The sequence below is a fragment of the Clostridium sp. YIM B02506 genome (assembly GCF_022324845.1).
Taxonomy (GTDB): Bacteria; Bacillota; Clostridia; order Clostridiales; family Clostridiaceae; genus Clostridium_T; species Clostridium_T intestinale.
Window position 1 is genome coordinate 256,480 of sequence record NZ_JAKGTG010000001.1, and the last position, 23,687, is coordinate 280,166.

At 31.0% G+C, this 23,687-nt stretch carries 16 protein-coding genes; 1 reads left to right on the forward strand and 15 read right to left on the reverse strand.

From position 1 onward, the window contains the following. Positions 1 to 46 precede the first annotated feature (46 nt). The 13 genes from pfkA to uvrA all read right to left on the reverse strand — a co-directional run bounded on the left by pfkA (position 47) and on the right by uvrA (position 20,452). On the reverse strand, positions 47 to 1,006 hold the full coding sequence (gene pfkA, locus L1S49_RS01150; protein ID WP_073019212.1) for a 6-phosphofructokinase: 960 nt from the start codon (positions 1,004 to 1,006) through the stop codon (positions 47 to 49). Between the two features lie 445 nt (positions 1,007 to 1,451). Further along, on the reverse strand, positions 1,452 to 5,018 hold the full coding sequence (locus L1S49_RS01155; RefSeq protein ID WP_238902308.1) for a DNA polymerase III subunit alpha: 3,567 nt from the start codon (positions 5,016 to 5,018) through the stop codon (positions 1,452 to 1,454). A gap of 129 nt (positions 5,019 to 5,147) precedes the next feature. Beyond that, complete coding sequence (locus tag L1S49_RS01160) at positions 5,148 to 7,127, reverse strand: methyl-accepting chemotaxis protein (RefSeq protein WP_238902208.1); 1,980 nt, start codon at positions 7,125 to 7,127, stop codon at positions 5,148 to 5,150. A gap of 131 nt (positions 7,128 to 7,258) precedes the next feature. After that, positions 7,259 to 8,206 (reverse strand): DNA-binding protein WhiA, encoded by a 948-nt coding sequence (gene whiA, locus L1S49_RS01165; protein ID WP_073019208.1) that lies wholly within the window; start codon positions 8,204 to 8,206, stop codon positions 7,259 to 7,261. Positions 8,207 to 8,244: 38 nt separating this feature from the next. Then, entirely contained in the window at positions 8,245 to 9,570 is a 1,326-nt protein-coding gene (locus L1S49_RS01170) for a gluconeogenesis factor YvcK family protein (protein ID WP_073019206.1), read from the reverse strand. After that, the gene (rapZ, locus tag L1S49_RS01175; RefSeq protein ID WP_073019203.1) at positions 9,567 to 10,448 is read right to left on the reverse strand and encodes an RNase adapter RapZ; all 882 of its coding nucleotides are present in this window, start codon (positions 10,446 to 10,448) and stop codon (positions 9,567 to 9,569) included. The genes L1S49_RS01170 and rapZ overlap by 4 nt, the downstream gene beginning before the upstream one ends. 196 nt (positions 10,449 to 10,644) lie before the next feature. Continuing rightward, the gene (gene murB, locus L1S49_RS01180; RefSeq protein ID WP_238902209.1) at positions 10,645 to 11,568 is read right to left on the reverse strand and encodes a UDP-N-acetylmuramate dehydrogenase; all 924 of its coding nucleotides are present in this window, start codon (positions 11,566 to 11,568) and stop codon (positions 10,645 to 10,647) included. Positions 11,569 to 11,636: 68 nt separating this feature from the next. Then, positions 11,637 to 12,359: a phosphatase gene (locus L1S49_RS01185; protein ID WP_238902210.1), complete on the reverse strand. Its 723-nt coding sequence runs from the start codon at positions 12,357 to 12,359 to the stop codon at positions 11,637 to 11,639. Positions 12,360 to 12,390: 31 nt separating this feature from the next. Continuing rightward, positions 12,391 to 14,253: an excinuclease ABC subunit UvrC gene (gene uvrC / locus L1S49_RS01190; protein WP_181603659.1), complete on the reverse strand. Its 1,863-nt coding sequence runs from the start codon at positions 14,251 to 14,253 to the stop codon at positions 12,391 to 12,393. A gap of 15 nt (positions 14,254 to 14,268) precedes the next feature. Next, positions 14,269 to 15,741 (reverse strand): penicillin-binding protein 2, encoded by a 1,473-nt coding sequence (locus tag L1S49_RS01195; RefSeq protein ID WP_238902211.1) that lies wholly within the window; start codon positions 15,739 to 15,741, stop codon positions 14,269 to 14,271. 3 nt (positions 15,742 to 15,744) lie between these two features. Then, entirely contained in the window at positions 15,745 to 16,965 is a 1,221-nt protein-coding gene (locus tag L1S49_RS01200; protein WP_073019195.1) for an FtsW/RodA/SpoVE family cell cycle protein, read from the reverse strand. Between the two features lie 13 nt (positions 16,966 to 16,978). Beyond that, positions 16,979 to 17,422: an FHA domain-containing protein gene (locus L1S49_RS01205; RefSeq protein ID WP_073019194.1), complete on the reverse strand. Its 444-nt coding sequence runs from the start codon at positions 17,420 to 17,422 to the stop codon at positions 16,979 to 16,981. Positions 17,423 to 17,626: 204 nt separating this feature from the next. After that, on the reverse strand, positions 17,627 to 20,452 hold the full coding sequence (gene uvrA, locus L1S49_RS01210; RefSeq protein WP_073019193.1) for an excinuclease ABC subunit UvrA: 2,826 nt from the start codon (positions 20,450 to 20,452) through the stop codon (positions 17,627 to 17,629). Between the two features lie 238 nt (positions 20,453 to 20,690). Here uvrA and L1S49_RS01215 point away from each other — a divergent pair, with 238 nt between their 5' ends. After that, positions 20,691 to 21,308 carry a lactate utilization protein gene (locus tag L1S49_RS01215; RefSeq protein ID WP_238902212.1) on the forward strand — a complete coding sequence of 206 codons (618 nt, stop codon included), beginning with the start codon at positions 20,691 to 20,693 and terminating at the stop codon, positions 21,306 to 21,308. A gap of 104 nt (positions 21,309 to 21,412) precedes the next feature. Here L1S49_RS01215 and L1S49_RS01220 read toward each other — a convergent pair whose 3' ends face one another. Together L1S49_RS01220 and anmK are read right to left on the reverse strand one after the other, a co-directional pair. Beyond that, the gene (locus tag L1S49_RS01220; protein WP_238902213.1) at positions 21,413 to 22,501 is read right to left on the reverse strand and encodes a MupG family TIM beta-alpha barrel fold protein; all 1,089 of its coding nucleotides are present in this window, start codon (positions 22,499 to 22,501) and stop codon (positions 21,413 to 21,415) included. Between the two features lie 20 nt (positions 22,502 to 22,521). After that, the gene (gene anmK / locus L1S49_RS01225) at positions 22,522 to 23,673 is read right to left on the reverse strand and encodes an anhydro-N-acetylmuramic acid kinase AnmK (RefSeq protein ID WP_238902214.1); all 1,152 of its coding nucleotides are present in this window, start codon (positions 23,671 to 23,673) and stop codon (positions 22,522 to 22,524) included. Positions 23,674 to 23,687 lie beyond the last annotated feature (14 nt).

The window sequence follows — 23,687 nt, forward strand, 5'->3', positions numbered from 1 at the left end:
AATTAAAAATAAATATATTTAAAAAGCTATCGCTTTCAAATCAATTTTATGATGATATTTCAGTTGCTATATCATATAATTTTTCATCAAATTTTCTTTCTATAGCTAAAGCTTCATCTATATCCACATCAATTACTTGATTATTTCTTATTCCTATTACTCTAGCAGTTTTTCCTTCTAATAAAACTTCTACTGCTCTATGACCTAATTTTGATGCAAGCACTCTATCGGAAGCTGATGGACTTCCACCTCTTTGAATATGTCCAAGAATAGTAGCTCTTGTTTCAATTCCAGTTACTTCTTCGATGTATGAAGCTAATTCTTCTGCTCCGCCTACTCCTTCTGCAACTAAAATTAAATTGTGCATTTTTCCTTTTACTTTTCCTTCTAATATAGTTTTGCATAATTCATCTTTGTCAAAACCTTTTTCTGGCACTACTATTGATTCTGCACCACCTGCAAGACCTGCATATAATGCTAAATCTCCACAGTTTCTTCCCATTATTTCTACTACAGAAACTCTTTCATGAGAAGTTGAAGTGTCTCTTAATTTATTTATAGCATCAAGCACTGTATTTAAAGCTGTGTCAAATCCTATTGTGTAGTCAGTATAAGCTAAGTCATTATCTATAGTTCCTGGAAGTCCAACAGTTTTAACTCCAAGTTTAGAAAGAAGTTTAGCTCCTGTGAAAGATCCATCTCCACCTATTACAACTAATGCGTCTACTCCATAAGCTTTAAGTATTTTTGCGCCTTTTTCTCTACCTTCTTCTGTTTTAAATTCATTACATCTTGCAGTCCTTAAAACTGTTCCACCTCTTTGTATAATGTCTGATACTGAACGTCTGTCCATTGGGTGAAGTTCTCCACTTATTAAACCAGCATATCCTCTTTCAACACCCATTACTTCCAATCCATTATGTAATGCGGTTCTTACAACTGCTCTTATTGCAGCGTTCATTCCTGGTGCATCTCCACCACTTGTTAAAATAGCTATTTTTTTCATTAATTATGCCTCCTCTACACTATAGGGACACAGCTAGTCCCACATATGCTAAAATTTACCCACCACTTTTAAAAAAAACGTATTAATCCTATTTTCATACTTAATACTACTTATTATTCGAAGTTTTCTCAAAATTATAAATATATTAAGACAAATTAATTTTACTTAAAGTTTCGGGTATTTTCAAGCTTTTTACTAGGTTTTATTACAAAAAATAATGTAATCTATTTCATTTAACTATATTATACCCAATTCTCTTATTTATTATTATTTATTAACTTTTCGTCAAAGCTTTTATAAAATTTAAATATTTAATAAATTATTTAAAAACTTTCAACATTTTTTTCTATAAATCTACATCATATATACTATATCAAAAACCTTTCATTATTTCAAATACAAATAATGAAAATAAGAGCTCCCAAAAAATTGAAAGCCCTTATTTCTAATCAACTAATTTTACATTATCATTTCCAAATTTCTTTCTTAAATACTCCAAGGCTCCTTTATCTAAATCTACCCAACAATCTCTAGCTAATCTAAAGTTTTGTTTTTCTTTTTCAGTAAAAATATTAACAGGAGTATCCCCTTTATATTCAGTCAAAAGAACTTTAAGAAGCTTATTAATCTCTTTTGCCTTTGTAGTATTCTCTACACGAATATAAACTTTTTCTGTGTTTATTTTTTCTAACGGAGTTATGTCTTCGCATAGAATTTTAGGTAGCTCTTCTTCGTTTATACTTACCCTTCCTCTTACTACAACCAAACCATCCATATTAATAAGTGAATTAACTTTCTCCAAAGTTTTAGGGAATACTACAACCTCCATGGATGCTGTTAAATCCTCTATCTTAATAAATGCCATCATCGTATTGTTTCTAGTTACTTTTCTACTTACATAACTTATTATTCCTGCAACTACAACTCTAGTCCCATCTTCTATACTATCTTCCTTATATCCACTCATACCAACCGTAAGTACGTCATGCATATCCTCTTCTAAAACTTCCTTCGTAGCCATTATTTTGTCTATAGTAGTACTAGTTTGTAATTTAATACTTTCTTTATAATCATCTAAAGGATGCCCACTTAAATATAAACCGGTCATCTCCTTTTCCATTGTTAAAATATAGTTTTTCTTAAATTCATTTATCTGTGGATATGTAACCTCTGGAATAGATACATTTTCATTAAGATCCATAAACAAATTCATTTGTCCATCTATATTCCTTCTCTTATCTCCAGCAACTGAATCCATAACTTTTTCATGAACTGCTAAAAGTCTTGATCTATATACATTAAAACTATCAAAAGCTCCTGCTTTTATTAAGCTTTCAACTGCCCTCTTATTTATAGATGAAAAATCCATTTTATTACAAAAATCTTGTAAAGATGTGAACTTCCCCTTCTCATTTCTTGATTTTACTATTGATTCTACAACGTTATAACCTACATTTTTTATTGCGGCCAATCCAAATCTTATAGTATCTCCTTTTACTGTAAACTTGGAGTAACTTTCATTGATATCAGGTAATAAAAGTTTAATTCCTAATTTTTCTGCCGAGTTTATGTAGGCTGCCACTTTATCATTACTTCCCATCACCGAATTAAGCATTGCAGCTATAAATTCTACAGGATAATATCTCATTAAAAATGCAGTTTGATAACCTACTATTGCATAAGCCGCTGCATGGGACTTATTAAAAGCGTAACTTGCAAAGTCAATCATTTGATCAAATATTTTATTCCCAGCCTCTTCTGAAATGCCATTACCTACACAACCTGGAACTTCAATATTTCCTTCTTCATCTACTATTCCATAGATGAAGTTTCGTCTTTCCTGCTCCATTACCTCGTGCTTTTTCTTTGACATAGCTCTTCTAACCATATCTGAACGTCCTAAAGAATAACCTGCAAGGTCTCTAACTATCTGCATTACCTGTTCTTGATATACCATAACACCATAAGTAACATCCAATATATTTTCTAATTCAGGGGTTATATATGTAACTTTATCTGGATTTTTTTTACTTTCTATATATCTAGGTATTTCTGCCATAGGGCCTGGTCTATATAATGATATACCCGCAATTATATCCTCTAAAGAATCAGGCTTCAAATCCTTCATGAAGCTAGTCATTCCAGCTGACTCCAATTGGAATACACCTACAGTTTTTCCCTCTCCTAACATCTTATAGACTTCTTTATCATTAGTATTAATATCATCTAAATCGATCTCTATACCTCTATTTTGTCTTATCATATCAACAGCGTCCTTCATTACTGTTAATGTTCTAAGTCCTAAGAAATCCATTTTTAATAAACCCAGTTCTTCTAAGGTATTCATATCAAATTGAGTTACAATATTATCTTCATTTTTCTGTACTGGAACATACTCTACCAGTGGTCTTGAAGCAATTACAACACCAGCCGCATGGGTTGATGAATGCCTTGGCAATCCCTCTAAATCTCTACTTACATCTATTAAGTTTCTTACTCTATCTTCATCATCATATAGTTTTTTTAGCTCTGGATTTAGATTCAATGCTCTTTCTATAGTGATTCCTAACATGGTAGGAATCATTTTAGCTATTTTATCAACCTCTGCATAAGTATAATTCATAGCTCTTCCAACGTCCCTTATACAGGCTCTTGGAGCCATTGTTCCAAAGGTTATTATCTGCGAAACATTGCTTTCACCATATTTATCTACAACATAGTCAATAACTTCTTGTCGCCTTTCATAACAAAAGTCTGAATCTATATCAGGCATACTTACTCTTTCAGGATTTAAGAAACGTTCAAATAAAAGATTATATTTTATTGGGTCTATTTTTGTTATACCTAACGTATAAGCTACAATTGATCCTGCTGCAGACCCTCTTCCAGGACCTGTTGGGATGTTGTTTTCATTTGAAAATCTTATAAAGTCCCAAACTATTAAGAAGTAATCTACATAACCCATTTGGTTTATTACTCCAAGTTCATACTCTAACCTATCCACAAGTTCTTTTACTTCAGTACTAATATTTTTATATTTCTCTATATTTTCATAAGAGTATTTTTCATTGGTTATATTATACTTTTCTAATAATCCCATAAAACATACATCTCTTAAGTACTCATAAGGATCTTGACCTTCTGGTAGTGGAAACTTAGGTAGCTTTGATTTATGAAACTCATAATCAAAATTACATTGTTCAGCTATTTTAATTGTATTCTCAAGTGCCTCGGGAATGTAAGAAAATAATTCCCACATCTCTTCTGGAGACTTTAGATAAAACTCATCAGAAGGATATCTCATCCTCTTTTCATCTTCTACTGTTTTTCCTGTTTGAATACACAATAATATATCATGAGATTTATAGTCCTTCTTCTCAATATAGTGAGTATCATTAGTAGCAACTAAGGGTATTCCAGTTTCTTTAGAAATTTCTATAAGACCTGCATTAACCTTTCTTTGCTCTTCCAATCCATGATATTGAAGTTCTAGATAAAATCCTTCTTTAAATATATCGTTATATTCAATGGCAATATTCTTTGCCTTATTATAATTACTATTATTTAATGCTGAGTTTACTTCTCCTCCCAGACAAGCACTCAATCCTATTATCCCTTCGCTATGTTTTCTCAAATATTCATGATCTATTCTTGGCTTATAGTAAAAACCATCTGTTGAACCCTTTGATACAATTTTCATCAGGTTTTCATAACCTTGCTGATTTTTAGCCAAAAGAACTAAATGATGGGTTTCATTTTCACTATCATTAGTTTTTATGTACATAGATTTAGGCACCACATAAACTTCACAGCCTAATATAGCTTTTATACCTGCTTTCTTCGCCTCTTTATAAAAATCGACACATCCATACATTACACCGTGATCAGTTATTGCTATTGATTCCATCCCTAATTCTTTTGCTTTTTTTATTATTTTAGATATTTTACCTGAACCATCTAACAAAGAGTATTCTGTATGTAAATGTAGATGACAAAACTTCTTTTCACTCACTCCATCACTTCCTTCCCTATCTTCTATTTTAGACAAAAATAGCCCTAAATAAAATAGGTAAATCATCAAAGTTATAAATAAAATAAGACCACTACACAATATTGAAGCGATCTTATTTCAAAAAACACCTTATTCTATTTTAAATATCCCTACGTTCTCTTTCATTACTGCAGTCATATCCTTTAAGTCTTTAGATGTTACAGAAACATCAAGTGATGATTCTTTCATTTCCTCCATCGAAGCCGATATTTCTTGTGCTAATGAAGATATTTCCTGGGAAATTGATGCCACATTTTCACTTTTTATGACGATATCATCCTTATTAGACGACAACCTTTCAACGTACCTACTTACATTATTTATCCTAGGAGTTATTTCTTCAATAGATGATGATATCTCTTTAAAAGAAGTCATCGATGTATCTATTGTCTCTCTTTGTTTCACTATCTCGTTATTCATCTTTTCACTAGTCGAGGAAATATTTCGTGTATCTTTCAATAAATCAGATGCTATTTCAAAGATTTTATTTGAAGCCGTTTTACTTTTTTCTGCTAGAGTTCTAACTTCATCAGCTACTACACCAAACCCTTTTCCTGCATCACCAGCAGCCGCCGCCTCTATTGCAGCATTTAAAGCTAAAAGATTGGTTTGTTCTGATATGGATTTGATTACTGAAGTAAACGCATTAACTTTTTTAATATTTTTGTCCATTAAATTTATTTTTTCTTTAAATTCACTAAATGTCACTATAAGCTCTAACAATCCTTGGACAACCATTTCCATAGAGTTATTAGACTTTTTAGCTTTTTCATCAATGTCTACCGCTCTAGTATTTATCTCCTCAAATTGTACTACTATTTTATCAAGTTCTTGTCCAAACTTATTCACTATTTCTACTGTATCGGTTAACTCCTGTGCTTGAGTATCACTTCCACTTGCAACTTCTTCTATTGCATGGGCTATGTTTTCAGTTGAATACACAAACTTACTTGAAATATTTGATAGATTTTCGGACTTCATATCAATACTATCTGAATTTATTTTTATTAAGGAAATTATTTCAGAAATATATTGCTGGGTTTTATTAATAGCATTTGCTATGTCTCCAACCTCATCTTTTTTCTTCTTTAAATTCTCTTCTACACCTTTTGTTAAGTCCCCAGTTGAAAGTATAGTCATATGATTGTCTATTTTCTTTAAATTTCGTGTTATTAGGTTTATTATTATTAATGCTGTCAATACGCCAATAATCGCAACTATGCCTCCTAAAGCAGAGAAATACTTTGACAACTCATCAACCTCCTGCTGTATTCCCTGTTTATCTAGGTATTGACCAAATGACCACCCAATTACTTTTATTTTTCCATATGTTATTATATTATCTTTATTGTTGAGTTTGTATTCTCCTGAAGATACCTCACCTTTTATCATTTTTTGTTCTATATCTGCTAATCCAACATTATCATCGAGCTCACTTAACTTTTTACCTATAAACTCTTTGTTAGTATGTATCTGTATAATTCCTTGTTCATTTAGTATAATCCCTGCCCCATATCCTGAGACTTCCTCTTTAACTATTCTGCTAAGCTCTGGCTCAATTCTATTTACAACTAGTATTTTAGATATCCTACCATCTACTACTATCGGAACTAAATAAGAAAATATAGGATTATTCTCTCCATCAATCCCAACTTTTTTTACTAACCCTTCTCCATTAAGCACTCTAGTTAATAACTCTTTATCTTCAAGCATTCCAGTTGTGTCATCACTATATTTTATGCTCCCATTTTCATCTATAATTCCTATAGATATATGATCTCTTGATTTCTTTTGAGAATCAAGTAAATTTTTTAAGGTTTCCCAGGGAGTTTTTCCATCCTTCAAAATTTGAGAATTAACAATTCCCCACATACTTGTTAAATTATCATTAAAAATATTATTGATATTATTTATTTTTTCATTTGTTAATTCCATTAGAAATCTCTCTGAATTATTGGTTATGTGTTTTTTAGATTCACTTATAGCTACATAAGATAAAACTGAAACTAAAAGAATTATCATAGATACAATTGGTATTAATAGCTGATTTCTAATACTTTTCTTTATCATTGTTTTTATTCCTCCAAACAACCATCTTAATACCAATTTTACATAAAATAATTAAAGGTGTATTATTATTAATACACCTTTAACTGAATCTTTAACATTCATAACAATAACTTAATCTAAGTTTAACTATCTTATTTCCCTCGTAGCTCTTCTGCTATTTTTTCTATTTTTCTTAATCTGTGATTTACACCTGATTTCCCTACTGGTGGATCTAGCATTTCTCCTAACTCTTTTAAAGATTCATCCGGATAATTTAATCTAAGCTCTGCTATATCTCTTAAATTTTTAGGTAATCTTTGAAGACCTATTTCCTTTTGAATGAGTCTTATACTTTCAACTTGTCTTACTGCAGCATTAACAGTTTTACTTAAGTTTGCAGTCTCACAATTTACAAGTCTATTTACATTGTTCCTCATTTCCTTCATTATTCTTATATTCTCTAGCTCTAATAGGCAAGTATGAGCTCCTACTATATTTAAAAGATCAACTATCTGTTCGCCTTCTTTAATATAAACTATATAACTGTTTTTTCTCTGAATAATTTTAGAATTCAATCCAAACCTATTAACAAGTTTACTTAAATCTTTAGCATATTCTTCACTATGAGTCACAAATTCTAGATGATATGCTTTTTCTGGATTAGATATACTTCCTCCTCCAAGTAATGCACCTCTAATATATGCTCTAGCGTTTTCATCACTAGAAACCATTTGTTCTTCTATACCATAGCTTAAAGACATTATGCCTTCAACTTCTTTAAATATACCAGTTTCATAAAGTAGTTCTTTTACTCCCATTTCTTCTGTAACTAGAACCATATAAATATTGTTCTTTTTTAAAGAACTACTCTTTTTAACCATAAGTTTAGAGTGAATACTAAAGTGTTCTTTAAGAAGAGTAAATATTAATCTTGCTGAACCTGGGTTTTCTGTTGTTATCTTAAAACTAATCTGCCTACCACTAAAGGCTAAAGTTCCGCTTACCTTCATTATAGCTGATAATTCAGCTAAAGCCTCTTCCCTAGTTATATCTGTATATCTGCATATTTCTCCTTTAACCTTAGATGAAAATGATGACATAGGATCTCCCTTCCCTTTATACTTCCTTTAATATATAATTATTTACTTTCTTTTAACCTTTGGGATAGATACATATACTCTATTATCTTCTTCTTATCATAAAGAAGAGCTTTCTCCATAACTGTAGTCATTATTACTTTTGCGAGTTCCTCTGAATTATGTCTAATGAAGCCATCTTTATATTTAACTAAATTAGCTTCTATAATCTCTATTCCCATCTTATTTATAATCTCTTTATCAATTATTACTTCTTGAGAACCTTCTTCCCTATATTTTTCAATAAGATTTTTAGGTAATTCTTGAACATTTGCTATAACATAATCGACTATATCTTTCCCACAATGTTTATACAAAACTCTTAAATGATCTGAAACTTTAAAATTATCTGTTTCTCCTGGCTGAGTCATTATATTAGAAACATACATTTTTAAACCACTACTTCTCTTAATGGTTGTCGATATCTTTTTTACTAATAAATTTGGCAAAACAGAAGTATATAAACTTCCTGGTCCCATAATTATTACATCGGCTTCTCGTATAGCTGTTAATGCCTCCCTTAATGGCTCCGCATTTTCAGGTATAATCATTAACTTCGAAATCTTAGTTTTTTGGGCAATAGCTTCTTCTGGTATTTGAGATTCACCCTCTACTGTATTACCATTTTCATAAAATGCTTTCAATCTCATGTTTTCCAAAGTAACAGGTATAACTTTCCCTGTTACTGCTAATACCGAACTCATCTTCTGAACAGCATCCTCAAAATTATCTGAAATTCCATCCATTGCAGCTAAAAATAAATTACCGAAGCTTTGATTCTTAAGCCTTCCATCTTTAAATCTATATTGAAGTAGTTCTTCCATCAAAGGCTCTGTATCAGCCAAAGCTAATATACAGTTTCTTATATCTCCTGGAGGAAGAATACCTAAATCTTCTCTTAAATCCCCAGATCCTCCACCATCATCTGCAACTGTAACTATAGCAGTTATATTAGAAGTATAATACTTTAATCCTCTTAGCATTGTGGAAAGACCTGTCCCCCCACCAATTACTACTATTTTAGGTCCTTTTACTAATAATCTTTTTTCATATATAAGATTTTGCATTTTATCTGAATCTAATGATACCTTTATATATCCTTTATTTATAAGTGCTATTATTCCCCTCATCACTTCAGTTACTGAAACGTATAAAACAAAAATCCCTGTTATTATTAAAAATACATAAAATACTTTATACATGATGCTATACATACTGTGTAAAGCAAGTTCCGTAAAACCGTAAGCTACTAAAAGCACTCCTAATAATCCAAATAAGATCCATCTTTTAACCCTTATTCCAGGTCTTAACCAGTCTAGGAACCTCATAACTTTCTAGCTCCCTTATAGGTATCTTCATTCACATCCCTATGCTCAATTCCAACCGTATAATCATTGCTTAACCTTTCATAAATGTCATTAGCAATTGCAACAGATCTATGTCTTCCTCCAGTGCAACCTATTGCAATAATCAATTGTCTCTTTCCTTCTTTAGTATAGTTTGGTATAAGGAATTTAAGCATATCTTCAAGCCTTTCAACAAATCCTATAGTCTCTTCTTGAGATAATACATAGTCTTTAACAGGTTTTTCATTTCCAGAAAAAGGTTTGAGTTCTGGTATATAAAAAGGATTTGGAATAAATCTAACATCAAATACCAAATCAGCATCTACAGGTATTCCATATTTAAAACCAAATGATAATACAGTTACAGATAATTGCTTTTCTATAACCTTTCCATCTCCATAATTCTCATTTATTTTCTCCCTAAGATCTTTTATTGCATATTTTGATGTGTCTATAATTATATCTGCTCTATCCTTAACTTCCCTTAATTTCTTTCTTTCACTTTCTATTCCTGTTATAACTCTTCCATCTGGCGCTAATGGATGACTTCTCCTTGATTCCTTAAATCTTTTTACTAATATATCATCTGATGCTTCTAAAAATAATATCTCATACTTAAATTCACCATCTTTTAAATATATTAAGCTTTCAAAGAGGTCATCAAAAAAAACTCCCCCTCTAATATCTATAACAAGTGCAACCTTATCTATCTTTCCTTCACTTTGAATACACGCTTCTGCAAATTTAGGTATTAATTTAGGTGGTAAGTTATCAACACAAAAATATCCTAAATCCTCAAGGCTTCTTGTGGCTTCCGTTTTTCCCGCTCCTGACAATCCAGTAACAATTACAAATCTCATAAGTTCCCCTGACAATATTGCCTTAAGCAAAATCAGGATTTCACCGTCCTTTCTACTAAAAATCTATAATAAATTATATCATAAATACTTAATTTTTGTATTAATATTTATGTGCTTACTCCCTCCATTATGATGATTATTATTTTAAATACCACTAAGTAAAAAACTCAGCCCTAAAAGCTGAGTTCTTATTTATCTAATTATCTTTTTCTTCTCCAATTATCCTGACTTCAGTATTAAGCTCCACCCCAAATTTTTCTTTTATTGTTGCTTGAATATGAGCTATTAAATCTAAGATATCTTTAGCAGTTGCGTCTCCTTTGTTAATTACAAAACCTGAATGTTTTTCAGATACAGCGGCTCCCCCTAAAGAGAAACCTTTAAGACCAGCATCTTGTATAAGCTTACCCGCAAAGTATCCAGGTGGTCTTTTAAATGTACTTCCCGCTGAAGGATACTCAAGCGGTTGTCTTTCTTCTCTTCTTCTAGTTAATTCATCTACTCTATTTTTAATTAACTCTTTATCTCCAAACCTTAATTCAAAACAAGCGCTTATAACAACAAAACCATTCTCCATAATATACGAAGTTCTATATCCTAATTTCAGTTCATCCTTTGACAACTTTACTAGTTTTCCATCTCCGTCAATTATTTCGGCCCATTTTATAACATGAGATATTTCTCCATCGTAGGCTCCTGCGTTCATATATACAGCTCCGCCAATACTTCCTGGAATACCACAAGCAAATTCAAATCCTGTCAAAGAGTTATCCAATGCAGCTTCTGAAACCTTAGATAATAAAGCTCCGCATTCTGATATTATAGTATTCTCTTTCACTTCTATATTATCTAACTCGCAAAGTTTTATTACAACGCCTCTTATTCCACCATCTTTAACTAAAAGATTTGATCCATTACCAATTATATAGTATGGAATATTTTCATTTTTGCAAATATTTATAATTTCCACAACCTGCTCTTTCTTTTTTGGATTAAGCAAGTAATCTACTGGTCCACCAACTTTAAAATATATATGTTCACTCATTGGCTCATTTATCTTTATGTCATTTTTATCAAGTATTTTCTCTAGCTTATTTAATAAAAAACCGTACTGATTCATATTGAAACCCCTTCTGATTAATAGTACTCTAATATATAAGTATAATAAATAATCCTAAATTTAACAAGCTATATGTCTTTAAGCTTATTTTTCTTCACTAAATAGTTTATTATCTTATCTTTATTTGTGTTCATTATTAACTCTTCTGGAAAAGAAATTTCTTGTAAAAGTTCATGGGCTACATCAAAATTACCTATTTGAGTACATACATGGGCATCTGAACTAACTATTATATTAACCTCATATTTTTTACATAACTCAATTACTTTTTTACAATTCTTTTCACTTCCTGGCCTTGATCTAAATGAACTATTATTTACTTCTATTATTTTATTCTTTTCTTTTGCTTTTTTTATAACTTTCTCTATACATATTGGGAATTGGGGATTTCCTATATGACCTAATATATCAACCTTTGGGTTTTCCATTACATTTAAAAGTGCATTCGTATTCTGCTCTTCAGTTCCAGATTCTATAACAACATCATGTAAAGATGCAATTATTAAATCAAGTTTATTTTGTGTTTCCATTGGTATATCTATATTCCCTTCAAAGTCTACAATATTAGCTTCGCATCCTCTTAAGTGAATTACATCATACATTTCTCTTGGTAAAACCTTAAGATTATTAAAAAAGAATATATGTGGTCCTCCAGGCATAGCTGGTCCGTGTTCTGTTGTTGCTAAAACCTTAACTCCGTTTTCAGATGCCCACTTAATATTTTCTAACCATGTACTATAAGCGTGCCCTGAATCAATAGTATGTGTGTGCGTATCTACTACATATTTCATAGCTAAAGCCCCTCTTTCTTTCCCTATTTATTTAATTGCCACTAAAGTACTTTTTTATACTATCAGCAGCTTTTTTATCTATTCCAGGTGTTTCTAATAATTCTTCCACAGTGGCTTTTTTGATATTATCTACACTTCCGAATTTTAGAAGTAGGTTTCTTCTCCTCTTTTCTCCTACATAGGGGATATCTTCTAATATAGAATGAAGAGTTCTCTTATCTCTTAAACTTCTGTGATAGGTTATAGCAAATCTATGAACCTCATCTTGTATCCTTGTAAGCATATGAAATAAATTGCTTCTTCTTGACAATAATATCTCTTGATTATTATAAATAAGCCCTCTTGTACTATGTTTGTCATCTTTAACCATTCCACAAACAGGTATATCTACTCCAAAACTCTGTAAAACTTCAAGTGCTATATTAACTTGGCCTTTTCCTCCATCCATTAAGATTACATCTGGAAATACCGAGAATTTACCACCTCCAAGAGTTAATTTTCTCTCTTGAATTTGCTTAACTTCCTCTAATCCATGAGCAAATCTTCTTGTTAATACCTCTCTCATACTTTCATAATCATTAGGACCTTGAACTGTTTTTATTCTAAATCTTCTATAATCGCTATTTTTAGGTTTACCTTCTTCAAATACTACCATGGTTCCTACAGAATCCACTCCTTGAATATTTGAGATATCATAAGCCTCTATTCTCATAGGCAACTCATCTAACTCTAAAATTTCTCTAAGCTCCTCTAAAGCTACCCTATTTATTTCTTTATCGCTTAATATCTTATCTTTAAATTTATCTAAAGTTACTTTTGCATTTTCTTCTACCATATCAAGAAGATTTATTTTCTCTCCTTTTTTAGGTATCTTTATCCAAACCTTTGACCCTCTTTTTATAGTTAGAAACTCTTCTAATAACTCTAAATCATCTACATCTGGTAGATAAACATTCTTAGGTATTTGCGCTGTTCCACCATAAAAACTAGTAATAAATTCTCTTAAAATTTCTCTTTTATTATATCCCGCTTTATCTTCAAATACAAAATGCTCTCTTCCACTGATTTTTCCATCTCTTGAAAAGAATATTTGTACACAACAATCTTTTTCATCACAATAAAGATTTATATAGTCTTCTTCTCCTTCTTTAACTGTAAACATCTTTTGTTTCTCTATTATATTTTCTATAGCTAATATCTTATCTCTATAACCTCCAGCTTCCTCGAATTCTAATTCATTTGAAGCCTTTAGCATTTTTTCTTTAAGTTCCTTAACTATATAATTATCTTTTCCGTTTAATATATCTATAATCTGATCTATCATCTTTCTATACTCAGCTTTCGATATAAGTGCAGCGCAAGGGGCCTTGCATAAATTAATATGGTAATTTAAACAAGGTCTTGTTTTTTCCCCACCTTCTATAATAGATCTCTTACAAGTTCTTAGTGGGAATATCTTCTTTATTAAAGTTATAGTCTCATAGACAGCTGTGCCATTTACATAAGGTCCAAAATACTTATTACCGTCTTTAGCATAATTCCTAGTAACGAATACTCTTGGAAAATCTTCATTCATCGTTATCTTAATAAACGGGTAAAACTTATCATCTTTAAGTGCAATATTATACTTAGGGCTATGTTTTTTAATTAGATTACATTCTAATAAAAGAGCCTCCATTTCTGAATCTGTAACTATATATTCAAACTCAGAAATATTAGCTACCATCTTTTTAACTTTTTCTGAATGATTTTTAGAACTTTGAAAATACTGTCTTACTCTATTTTTTAAAACCTTTGCCTTCCCAACATATATAATCTCACCTAAAGAGTTTTTCATTATATAAACTCCAGGTTTCTCAGGAAGGTTCTTCAAATGATATTCAAAATCAAATATAAAAACCACCTCTTCCTATTTGCCCATGGCTGTTTTTAATACCTTTCCTGCAGTTTCTGCCGCTGCTACACCGCCGACTCCTCCATTTTCGATTAACACCGCAATTGCATATTGAGGATTATCTGCTGGAGCAAATCCAATAAACCAAGCATTTGGAACTGCATCTGTTCCATCAGGAAGCTTATAATCGGCTGTACCAGTTTTACCAGCCACATTAAGTCCTTTAAAATAGGTCCATTGACTGTTCTCTCTACTACTTACTACATTTCTCATGTAATCTTTAATTATCGCAGCATTTTCACTTGAAAGGCTTCTTCCTATATTTTTTGTATCTATATTCTTGACGGTCTTCCCATTTTTATCAACTACTGTATTTACAAGTTTAGGCTCAACCATTACTCCATCGTTAGCTACGGCAGAAGCTATTAATGCCATCTGCATAGGTGTAGCTAAAATAGAACTTTGACCTATTCCTGTTTGAGCTATGCTTCCTTTTTCTGAATCATCTATGGTAGGGAATTGAGAAGTTTCTATAACTACTCCATTAGCAGGGATGTTTTTATTAAAATAATAATTCTCTGCTGTAGTCTTAAGCTTACTGTTTCCTAAATCCATAGCTAGTGTACCAAAAACCACATTTGATGAAACCCTTAATGCATCCTTTAATCCTATAGAACCATATGAAGCTCCAGCATAGTTACTCAAAGATTGCTTAGAATTAAATACTATCTTTCCGTTATCATTAAAGGTTCTATTCGTAACTCCAGGTAAATTTTCTAATGAAGATGTTAAAGTTACAATCTTAAAGGTTGATCCTGGAGCATACATACCAGCTGTACTTCTATTAATAAGTGGAAAATTTGATTGTGCTCCTGAATTAGCTGCTTTCATAACATCGTCTAAATTATTAGGATCATACGTAGGACTAGAAACCGAGGCTATAATTTCCCCAGTTTTAGGATTTAACACCACTACTGCTCCTTTTTTATTTTCTAATGCTTGATAAGCAGATTTTTGTACATTAGTATCTAATGAGGTAACTAAAGAATTCCCAACTATATCCTCATCTTCATCTATTCTATTTTTAAAAGCTTCTTTAATTTTTAAAGTATCTAATAAACTATTAACCGAATAAGATATTTTATTATAATTTCTTAATTCCTTGTCATAAGTATTTTCTAATCCTGTTAGTCCATACTTTTCATTTGCATATCCTAAAATATGTGAATATAATGATCCTTGAGTATATTTTCTTTCTTGAGTTAATGCATCTTTTCTTTTACTCTCCGTTAGAGCCACCATATTTCTATCATATATAGTTCCTCTTAAAACCTTATTTCTTTCCGCCCACAATCTCTGATTACCTGTTTTTTCTGCTATATCAGGAGCTTTAAAAGCCTGAAAATAAGCTATATAAGTAATTAAAGCTAAAAGTAAAAAAGAAAAAACTATCATTACTTTTTTTATACTACTTTGAATATCTTTCATACTTTAACCCTCCTCTGATATCTTTTGCATAATTCCAAGTGCAAAAAACATTGTTAGCATAGAAGTTCCACCATAACTTATAAGAGGAAGCGTTATACCAGTCAATGGAATAACAGCAAATACTCCACCTATAATTACTAAAACCTGAGCTGCAATCATTGCTGAAAATCCAACTGAAATCAGTTGAGAAAATCTATCTTCAACCTTAAGTGCACTTCTCATACCTCTATAAAATAAAAGGAAGTAAAGCATTAATATACCTATCCCAAATACCATTCCCATTTCTTCACAAATAACTGCAAATATAAAGTCCGTTGTATTTACTGGAATGAATCCTGGATACCCTTGCCCTAGTCCTGTTCCTACCATACCACCTGATGATATAGAATAAAGCCCTTGAACTATTTGATAACTTTCATTATTAGCATATGCCCATAAATCTTTCCATATAAGAACTCTATTTCTTACATGAGAAAATAATCCATAGGCTACTACTGATCCTACAGAAAATAGCCCTAAACTCATAAATACGTATTTCCCTTTAGCAGTAGCTATATATAATATAGTTACTGAAATTCCAAAGAAAATTAAGGCAGAACCTAAATCTCTCTGTAAAACCATACATCCTATGGATGCCATAACTACTGCTGCTGGCTCCACAAGTTGTTTAAAGTCTCCCATTAAATTCTTCTTGTCTTCATAATTTCTTAAAGCCGAAGCCAGGTAGAGAACTAAAAATATCTTTCCGAATTCTGATGGTTGAAATCCAAAACCTCCAAATAGCACCCAGTTTTTTGCTCCATATTGTTCTTTACCGATAAGTAAGGCCATAGGCATAAACAGAGCCGTAGCCGCTAAAAAATAGTATCTATATCTATTAAAAGTTTTTAGGTCTGGAAGTAATACTATTATAAGAATATAAGCTGTTATTCCTGCTATAAACCATATAATTTGCTTTATAGCAACTTTTTCATCTAATCTATATAAAACTGCTATCCCTATTACTGCTAAAACAGCTGCAAATATAAGTATAAACTTATCTCCATCTGGATAGTATTTTCTTATAACAAAGTGAGAAAACCCTATAAGTATAATTAATACCCCTCCCATAATTAAAGCTCCTATATCTATAGGATCTTTAAGGACTGCTAGATTAACGAAAAGTGCTATGGTTAAAAAGTATACTACTGCTAAAAGTTTTCTTTCATCCTTTAAAGTCTTCATTTTTTCACCCCAGTTACATCACTTTAAATACTACTGTACCTATTTTTATTTCATCATTCATTTTTAACTTCATTCTTCCTTGTAGTTTTTGATTATTAATATAAGTTCCGTTAGTACTATCTAAATCCTCTAAATAAAACTCATTATTTCTCACATATAACTTAGCATGGTTACCTGAAACAAAGGTATCAGATAAAATAATAGAATTATCATCTTTTCTTCCTATTGTTACAGTGTTTCTAACATGTATAAGAGAGCCTTTCTTTAGATTAGAGTTTTGTCCTTCATTAACAACTTCTAACCCATAGGCTAATTTTTCTTTATTAGATGAACCCTTTGTTCTATTTCCGCCTTTTACATCTTTGTACATAATTTTAAGCGCGTAGTAAATAATTATGTATAATACCACAATAAATAAAATTGCAAAGACCACTCCTATCAATTTCTGAAAACTCATGTACTCACCTCAATTATTATTTCATACTCTTATTTATATTGTCTCACTAGTACATTAATGATTATACAACAAAAAAACTACAAATATTGCATTTTTCAGGTAATCTTAAGAAATTCCTATAAAATTATATATTATTTTAGGGTACCCACTAGTCAATTTATGACACTTTATGGATACCCCAACTCAATCAACTTACACCTGATCTTATTCTAAATATTTTTTAAGATATTTACCAGTGAATGAACTTTCAACCTTAATAATTTCTTCTGGAGTTCCTGTAGCTACTATAGTGCCACCTCCATCTCCACCTTCTGGACCTAAATCTATAATATAATCCGCACATTTAATCATATCTAAATTATGTTCAATTACTACTACAGAATTTCCGGCTTCAACAAGTCTTCTAATTATCTGAGTTAATCTATTAACATCATCTATATGTAAACCTGTTGTTGGTTCATCAAGAATATATAAGGTTTTCCCTGTACTTCTTTTTGAAAGTTCATAGGCTAATTTTATTCTTTGAGCTTCTCCACCAGAAAGTTGTGTTGATGGTTGACCTAATCTTATGTATCCTAGACCTACATCATACAAGGTTTCAAGTTTATTCTTAATTCTTGGTAGATTCTCGAAGAATTTTAATCCTTCTTCCACTGTCATATTTAATATGTCATCTATATTTTTACCTTTATATTTTACATCTAAAGTCTCTCTATTATATCTTTTTCCTTTACAAACCTCGCAAGGTACATAAACATCTGATAAAAATTGCATTTCTATTTTTATAATTCCGTCTCCAGAGCAAGCCTCACATCTTCCACCCTTTACATTAAAAGAAAATCTGCCTGGTTTATACCCCTTCATTTTTGCCTCAGTAGTTTGAGAGAAAAGTTCACGGATTATATCAAAAACTCCAGTATATGTGGCTGGATTAGAACGTGGTGTTCTTCCTATTGGGCTTTGATCTATATCTATTATCTTATCTATAGCCTCATATCCTGTTATTTCTTTATGTTTACCTGGAACGATATTAGCTCTATTTATAATTTTATATAATCCTTTATATAAAATTTCATTAACTAGGGTACTTTTCCCGGAGCCAGATACACCTGTAACCATTGTTAGTAATCCTAATGGAATTTTAACATTAACATTTTTAAGATTGTTTTCCTTTGCTCCTTTTATAGATAAGAAGTTACCATTTCCTGTTCTTCTCTCACTAGGTAATTCTACTACTTTTTCTTTTCTTAAATATTGGCCTGTTATAGACTCTTTGCAATTCTTAATAACATCTAAAGTTCCAGCAGCTACTATATTTCCACCGTGTTCTCCAGCTCCTGGTCCTATATCTACAACAAAATCAGCTTCTTTTATTGTATCATCATCATGTTCAACTACAATAACCGTATTTCCAACATCTCTTAGGTGTTTTAAGGTCTTAATCAGCCTGTCATTATCTCTTTGATGAAGTCCTATACTAGGTTCATCTAGTATATATAAAACTCCCATTAAAGATGATCCTATTTGAGTTGCTAATCTTATTCTTTGTGCTTCTCCTCCTGATAGAGTTCCTGAGTTTCTTGCTAAGTCTAAATAATCTAATCCTACATCCTTTAAGAAACTTAGTCTGCTTTTTATTTCTTTTAGAATTTGTTCACTTATTACCTTATTTTTTTCTGATAACTCCAAGGAATTTATATAACTGAGTTCATCATTTACGGATAATCTTGTGAATTCGCTTATATTTTTCTCTCCTACAGTTACAGCTAAAGCTTCTGGCTTAAGTCTATGTCCTTTACACTTAGGACAATGATTATTGCTCATAAACTTTTCTACTTCACCTTTAATAAGGTCAGAGTTAGTATCTCTATATCTTCTTTTAAGATTATTAATTTCTCCCTCAAACGCATGATTGTAGGTTCCTTTAATTCCTTCCTTTGTATAATCTACTGAAACTCTCTCACCCTTAGTTCCATATAATAATAGCTCTACAATATTTCTTGGAAGATCTTTTATAGGAGTATTCAAATCAAAACCGTATTTTTTACTTAAAGAATTTAATACTGCAAAAGTCCATGCATCCTCCTTAAGTCTTCCATCTCCCCAAGAGGCAATAGCTCCCTCCATTATAGATAATTCCTTATTAGGTATCACTAAATCTTCATCTATTTCCATTAAAGTTCCTAAACCATCACAGTGGTCACATTTTCCAAAAGGAGAGTTAAAAGAAAATAATCTAGGTGCTAATTCATCTATACTTATTCCACAATCAGCACAAGCAAAATTTTCTGAGAACAATACATCTTCTTCTCCAACTTTATTGATTATTACTAAGCCACCACTAAGTTTTAATGCCATCTCTAAAGAATCAGTTAATCTTCTCTCTATATCTGACTTTATAACTAATCTATCTACAACAGCTTCTATATTGTGCTTGTTATTCTTTTCTAGCTTTACTTCCTCTTCAGTAATCTCGTATATTTCTCCATCTATTCTTGCTCTTACAAAGCCATTTTTTCTTATGCTATCTAAAATCTTTTCATGAGTCCCTTTTCTGCCTCTAACAAGAGGAGATAATACTTGTATCTTTGTTTTTTCCCCCATTGCCATAACATGATCTACAATTTGATCCACTGTTTGCTGGGTTATCTCTTTTCCACACTTAGGGCAATGTGGAGTTCCTATTCTAGCATATAACAGTCTTAAATAATCATATATTTCTGTAACTGTACCAACTGTAGAACGTGGGTTTTTTGATGTAGTCTTTTGGTCAATTGATATAGCAGGAGAAAGTCCCTCTATGTATTCAACATCTGGTTTATTCATTTGTCCTAAGAATTGCCTAGCGTAAGCTGATAGGGATTCAACATATCTTCTTTGTCCTTCTGCATAAAGAGTATCAAATGCTAAAGAAGACTTCCCAGAGCCTGATAATCCAGTAAATACTACTAGTTTATCCCTTGGAATTTCTAAACTTACATTCTTTAAATTGTGAACTTTTGCACCTTTAATAATTATCTTATCCTTCATTTAATCCTCCTGTTGATCAATATACTTCTATAAATTCCTATCTAATATTTTTGCCTAAAATTCTGAGTAAATTCAAATTTGTTATATATATTGTTGAACGTCTGTTCGTATAGTTTATATTTTAAATCTTTCAAGTGCATTAGTCAACAATCTATTCTATAGAAATATATATTTCTATATATTGATGCTCCCTTATTTATTTGATATACTATCTTTCAAAAGCTTTCGAGGTGAGTAAATGAATCAAAATATTACAAAATTAATAAACAATCTTGAAAAGAATAATATGGCTGGATACTTTGTAAATAACACTCAAGAATTATTAGCTCTATTATCTGAACTAATACCACAAGGTTCTTCAGTAGGTTCAGGTGATTCCGTAACTTTAGAAAATACAGGTGTTTTTAAGTTTTTAAGAAATGATAATTACAGATTTTTAGATAAATTTAATCCAAACTTATCTAAAGAAGAAAAACGTGATTTATATATAAAGAATTTTAGTGTTGATACATTTATTACTGGTACAAGTGCCATTACTCTAGACGGAAAAATTTTCAACATAGATGGTAATGGAAGCCGTGTTGCCCCTATGCTCTACGGTCCTAAGCAAGTAATTATTGTGGTTGGTATTAACAAAATAGTTGAAAATCTAGATAGTGCAATCAAAAGAACTCGCCAAATAGCTGCCCCCTTAGATGCAAAACGTTTAGGGAAATCTACTCCCTGTACTAAATTAGATAGATGTATAGACTGTAACCATAAAGAACGCATATGTAATGATTTTGTCCTAATAACAGGTCAATTTATAAAAAATAGAATAAAAGTTATAGTAATTAATGAATCTCTAGGCTATTAGAACTTTAAACAATTAAAACTTTATAACTTTTTATAAAGTTTTAATTGTTTAACTATATAAAGCTATAACTTTTCCACAAAAAAACTGCTGCAATGCAACAGTTTCTACTTAACCTCTTTTAATCTAAATTTTTGCCATGGTTCAATAAAATCTAATAAAAATTGTTCTTCTGGAACTATTCTCCCCACAACATTAGATTTTCCTGAGTTTTTCATTTCTTTTTTTACTAAATGCAGTTCCCCTGCATAATGTCCATAAAGAGAAGTCTCTATAACTAGATCTCCCTTTTTCATATCTATTGTGTTAAATGGAATAAATTCATGTCCCTTAAACTTAACTCTGCTTTGTGTACTCCTAATAACATAATCCGAAACATCTCCTCTGTTAAAATGCAATTCTTCTAAAAGAATTTTTCTTTCAACATTAGGTACATCTTTATTTATTTCTACATTAAATGATAAACAATATGGATCTATCTCGCTTAATTGCCTCAATTCCTCTTCTGACGCAAAGCAGTTAGCTATTATTATATCATCAATCAATCCAGTAGCCCATAAATGTTTAGCTTGTGCTACTATACCCATTTCTCTATGAATTTCTAAAGTACATAACCCTTCATTTACTGGCCAAGGACCAAATGTAGCCTCAGTGGAGTTTACAAATGCTGCTGTAGTTATTCCTAATTCTTTATACTGTTTTGAGCACTTTATAAAATGATCATAACTTAATCCTGTATATCTATGTGGATAAAAATTATGACAAGCCATTATGTTATTCATATTAGGTTTATAAGATTGAATATTATCTATATACTTTGTTCCTGAGCTCATATTTAATTCTATCTTTAATCCTTGGGGATTATAAGTCATTAAGGATTCCTCGTTCCCTGTAAAACCCATGTCTAACCTTACTCCATAGGCTCCTATTTCCTTAAAAAAGCTTAGGTCTTCATAACTTATATTTAAGTCTCCAAAGACTCTAGGGGATACGTCAGCCATTACCTCCATATTGTATTTGTTTGCATGCTCAATTGTTTTTTTAAATTCTTCAACAATCTTTTCTTTATCTCCCTCAACGGATAAAAGACAAGTAAAAACTCTCTTAAACTTGTATTTCGCAGCTAAATCTATATAAGCTAAATTTTCTTCTAATGTTGCATGTGTAGGATAAATTGAAATTCCTAATTTTCTCATATCTCTATCTCCTTTTATTTTTATATAGGTGGTAATATTATATTCCCTAGTATAACTCTTTTGCTTGCCCCTGTAGCCGCCAAAACATTTCCGGCCCTTCTATTAACAGTTTCATAAGCTAATAAGGCAAATGCCACTGCTTCTTTTGCATCTGATGATAATCCTAAATCTTCTTGTATTAATACTTTAACATCCTTAAGTTCTTCTTTAAGCATATTGATCAGGGTTTTATTATAACTTCCCCCTCCACCTAAAATTACTTCGTCTATTTTTAGTTTTGGAAAAATAAATTTTTTATAATTATAAGCTATAGATTTAGCGGTAAACTTAGTTATAGTTGCTATTATATCTTCAGCCTTTAAATCCCCATATTTATTTAAAATACAATCTACTAATTGTTTTCCAAATAATTCTCTTCCAGTAGTTTTAGGTGGTTTCATAGATATATATTCTATACTCATTAGTTCATTAAGTAGGTCTTGCTTTATACTTCCAATGCTTGCAAAATAACCATCTTTATCATATGATATTCCTTTTAAATTTTTAGTAACTTCATCAATTATCATATTTCCTGGTCCAGTATCAAAAGCATAGACATCTTCTAATTTGCAATATCTCGGTAATACAGTAGCATTCCCTATACCTCCAATATTTTGTAAGATTCTATTTTTATCTCCTCTATAAAGCAGATATTCCGTATATGGAACTAAAGGAGCTCCTTGACCACCAGCCGCCATATCCATAGTTCTAAAATTAGAGATAACTGTGGTTTCTGTTTCATATGCTATAATTGCTGGTTCTCCTATTTGTAGTGTTGATTTTATATGTTCTCCATAAGCTTTTGGAATATGAAAAATAGTCTGACCGTGTGATCCTATAATATCTAGTTTATCAATATCAAAATTTGCTTTTTTGCACAAATTTTTTACAGCATTACTAAATGCATATCCTAATTCAAAATTTAAACTGCATATGAGTTCTACATTAGAACTTTCTTTACTTAAGGCTCTTTTTATTTTTTCTTTTAGTTCTTCTTCCAATGGCTCATTTATAAAATCTATTAGCTTTACTTCTATTTTGCCATCCATTTCTACTATATTTATTAATGCCGAATCAATACCATCTAAAGAAGTTCCTGACATCAGTCCCACTACATAGCTTTCTTTTTTCATGACATAACCTTCTT

Coding starts and splice junctions, on each gene's coding strand:
- pfkA (WP_073019212.1), bottom strand. CDS start 1,006: ATGAAAAAAATAGCTATTTTAACAAGTGGTGGAGATGCACCAGGAATG.
- whiA (WP_073019208.1), bottom strand. CDS start 8,206: ATGTCATCATTTTCATCTAAGGTTAAAGGAGAAATATGCAGATATACA.
- L1S49_RS01220 (WP_238902213.1), bottom strand. CDS start 22,501: ATGAGAAAATTAGGAATTTCAATTTATCCTACACATGCAACATTAGAA.
- L1S49_RS01195 (WP_238902211.1), bottom strand. CDS start 15,741: ATGAAAGATATTCAAAGTAGTATAAAAAAAGTAATGATAGTTTTTTCT.
- L1S49_RS01170 (WP_073019206.1), bottom strand. CDS start 9,570: ATGAGGTTCCTAGACTGGTTAAGACCTGGAATAAGGGTTAAAAGATGG.
- murB (WP_238902209.1), bottom strand. CDS start 11,568: ATGAATCAGTACGGTTTTTTATTAAATAAGCTAGAGAAAATACTTGAT.
- L1S49_RS01185 (WP_238902210.1), bottom strand. CDS start 12,359: ATGAAATATGTAGTAGATACGCACACACATACTATTGATTCAGGGCAC.
- L1S49_RS01200 (WP_073019195.1), bottom strand. CDS start 16,965: ATGAAGACTTTAAAGGATGAAAGAAAACTTTTAGCAGTAGTATACTTT.
- L1S49_RS01215 (WP_238902212.1), top strand. CDS start 20,691: ATGAATCAAAATATTACAAAATTAATAAACAATCTTGAAAAGAATAAT.
- uvrA (WP_073019193.1), bottom strand. CDS start 20,452: ATGAAGGATAAGATAATTATTAAAGGTGCAAAAGTTCACAATTTAAAG.
- rapZ (WP_073019203.1), bottom strand. CDS start 10,448: ATGAGATTTGTAATTGTTACTGGATTGTCAGGAGCGGGAAAAACGGAA.
- L1S49_RS01160 (WP_238902208.1), bottom strand. CDS start 7,127: ATGATAAAGAAAAGTATTAGAAATCAGCTATTAATACCAATTGTATCT.
- anmK (WP_238902214.1), bottom strand. CDS start 23,673: ATGAAAAAAGAAAGCTATGTAGTGGGACTGATGTCAGGAACTTCTTTA.
- L1S49_RS01205 (WP_073019194.1), bottom strand. CDS start 17,422: ATGAGTTTTCAGAAATTGATAGGAGTGGTCTTTGCAATTTTATTTATT.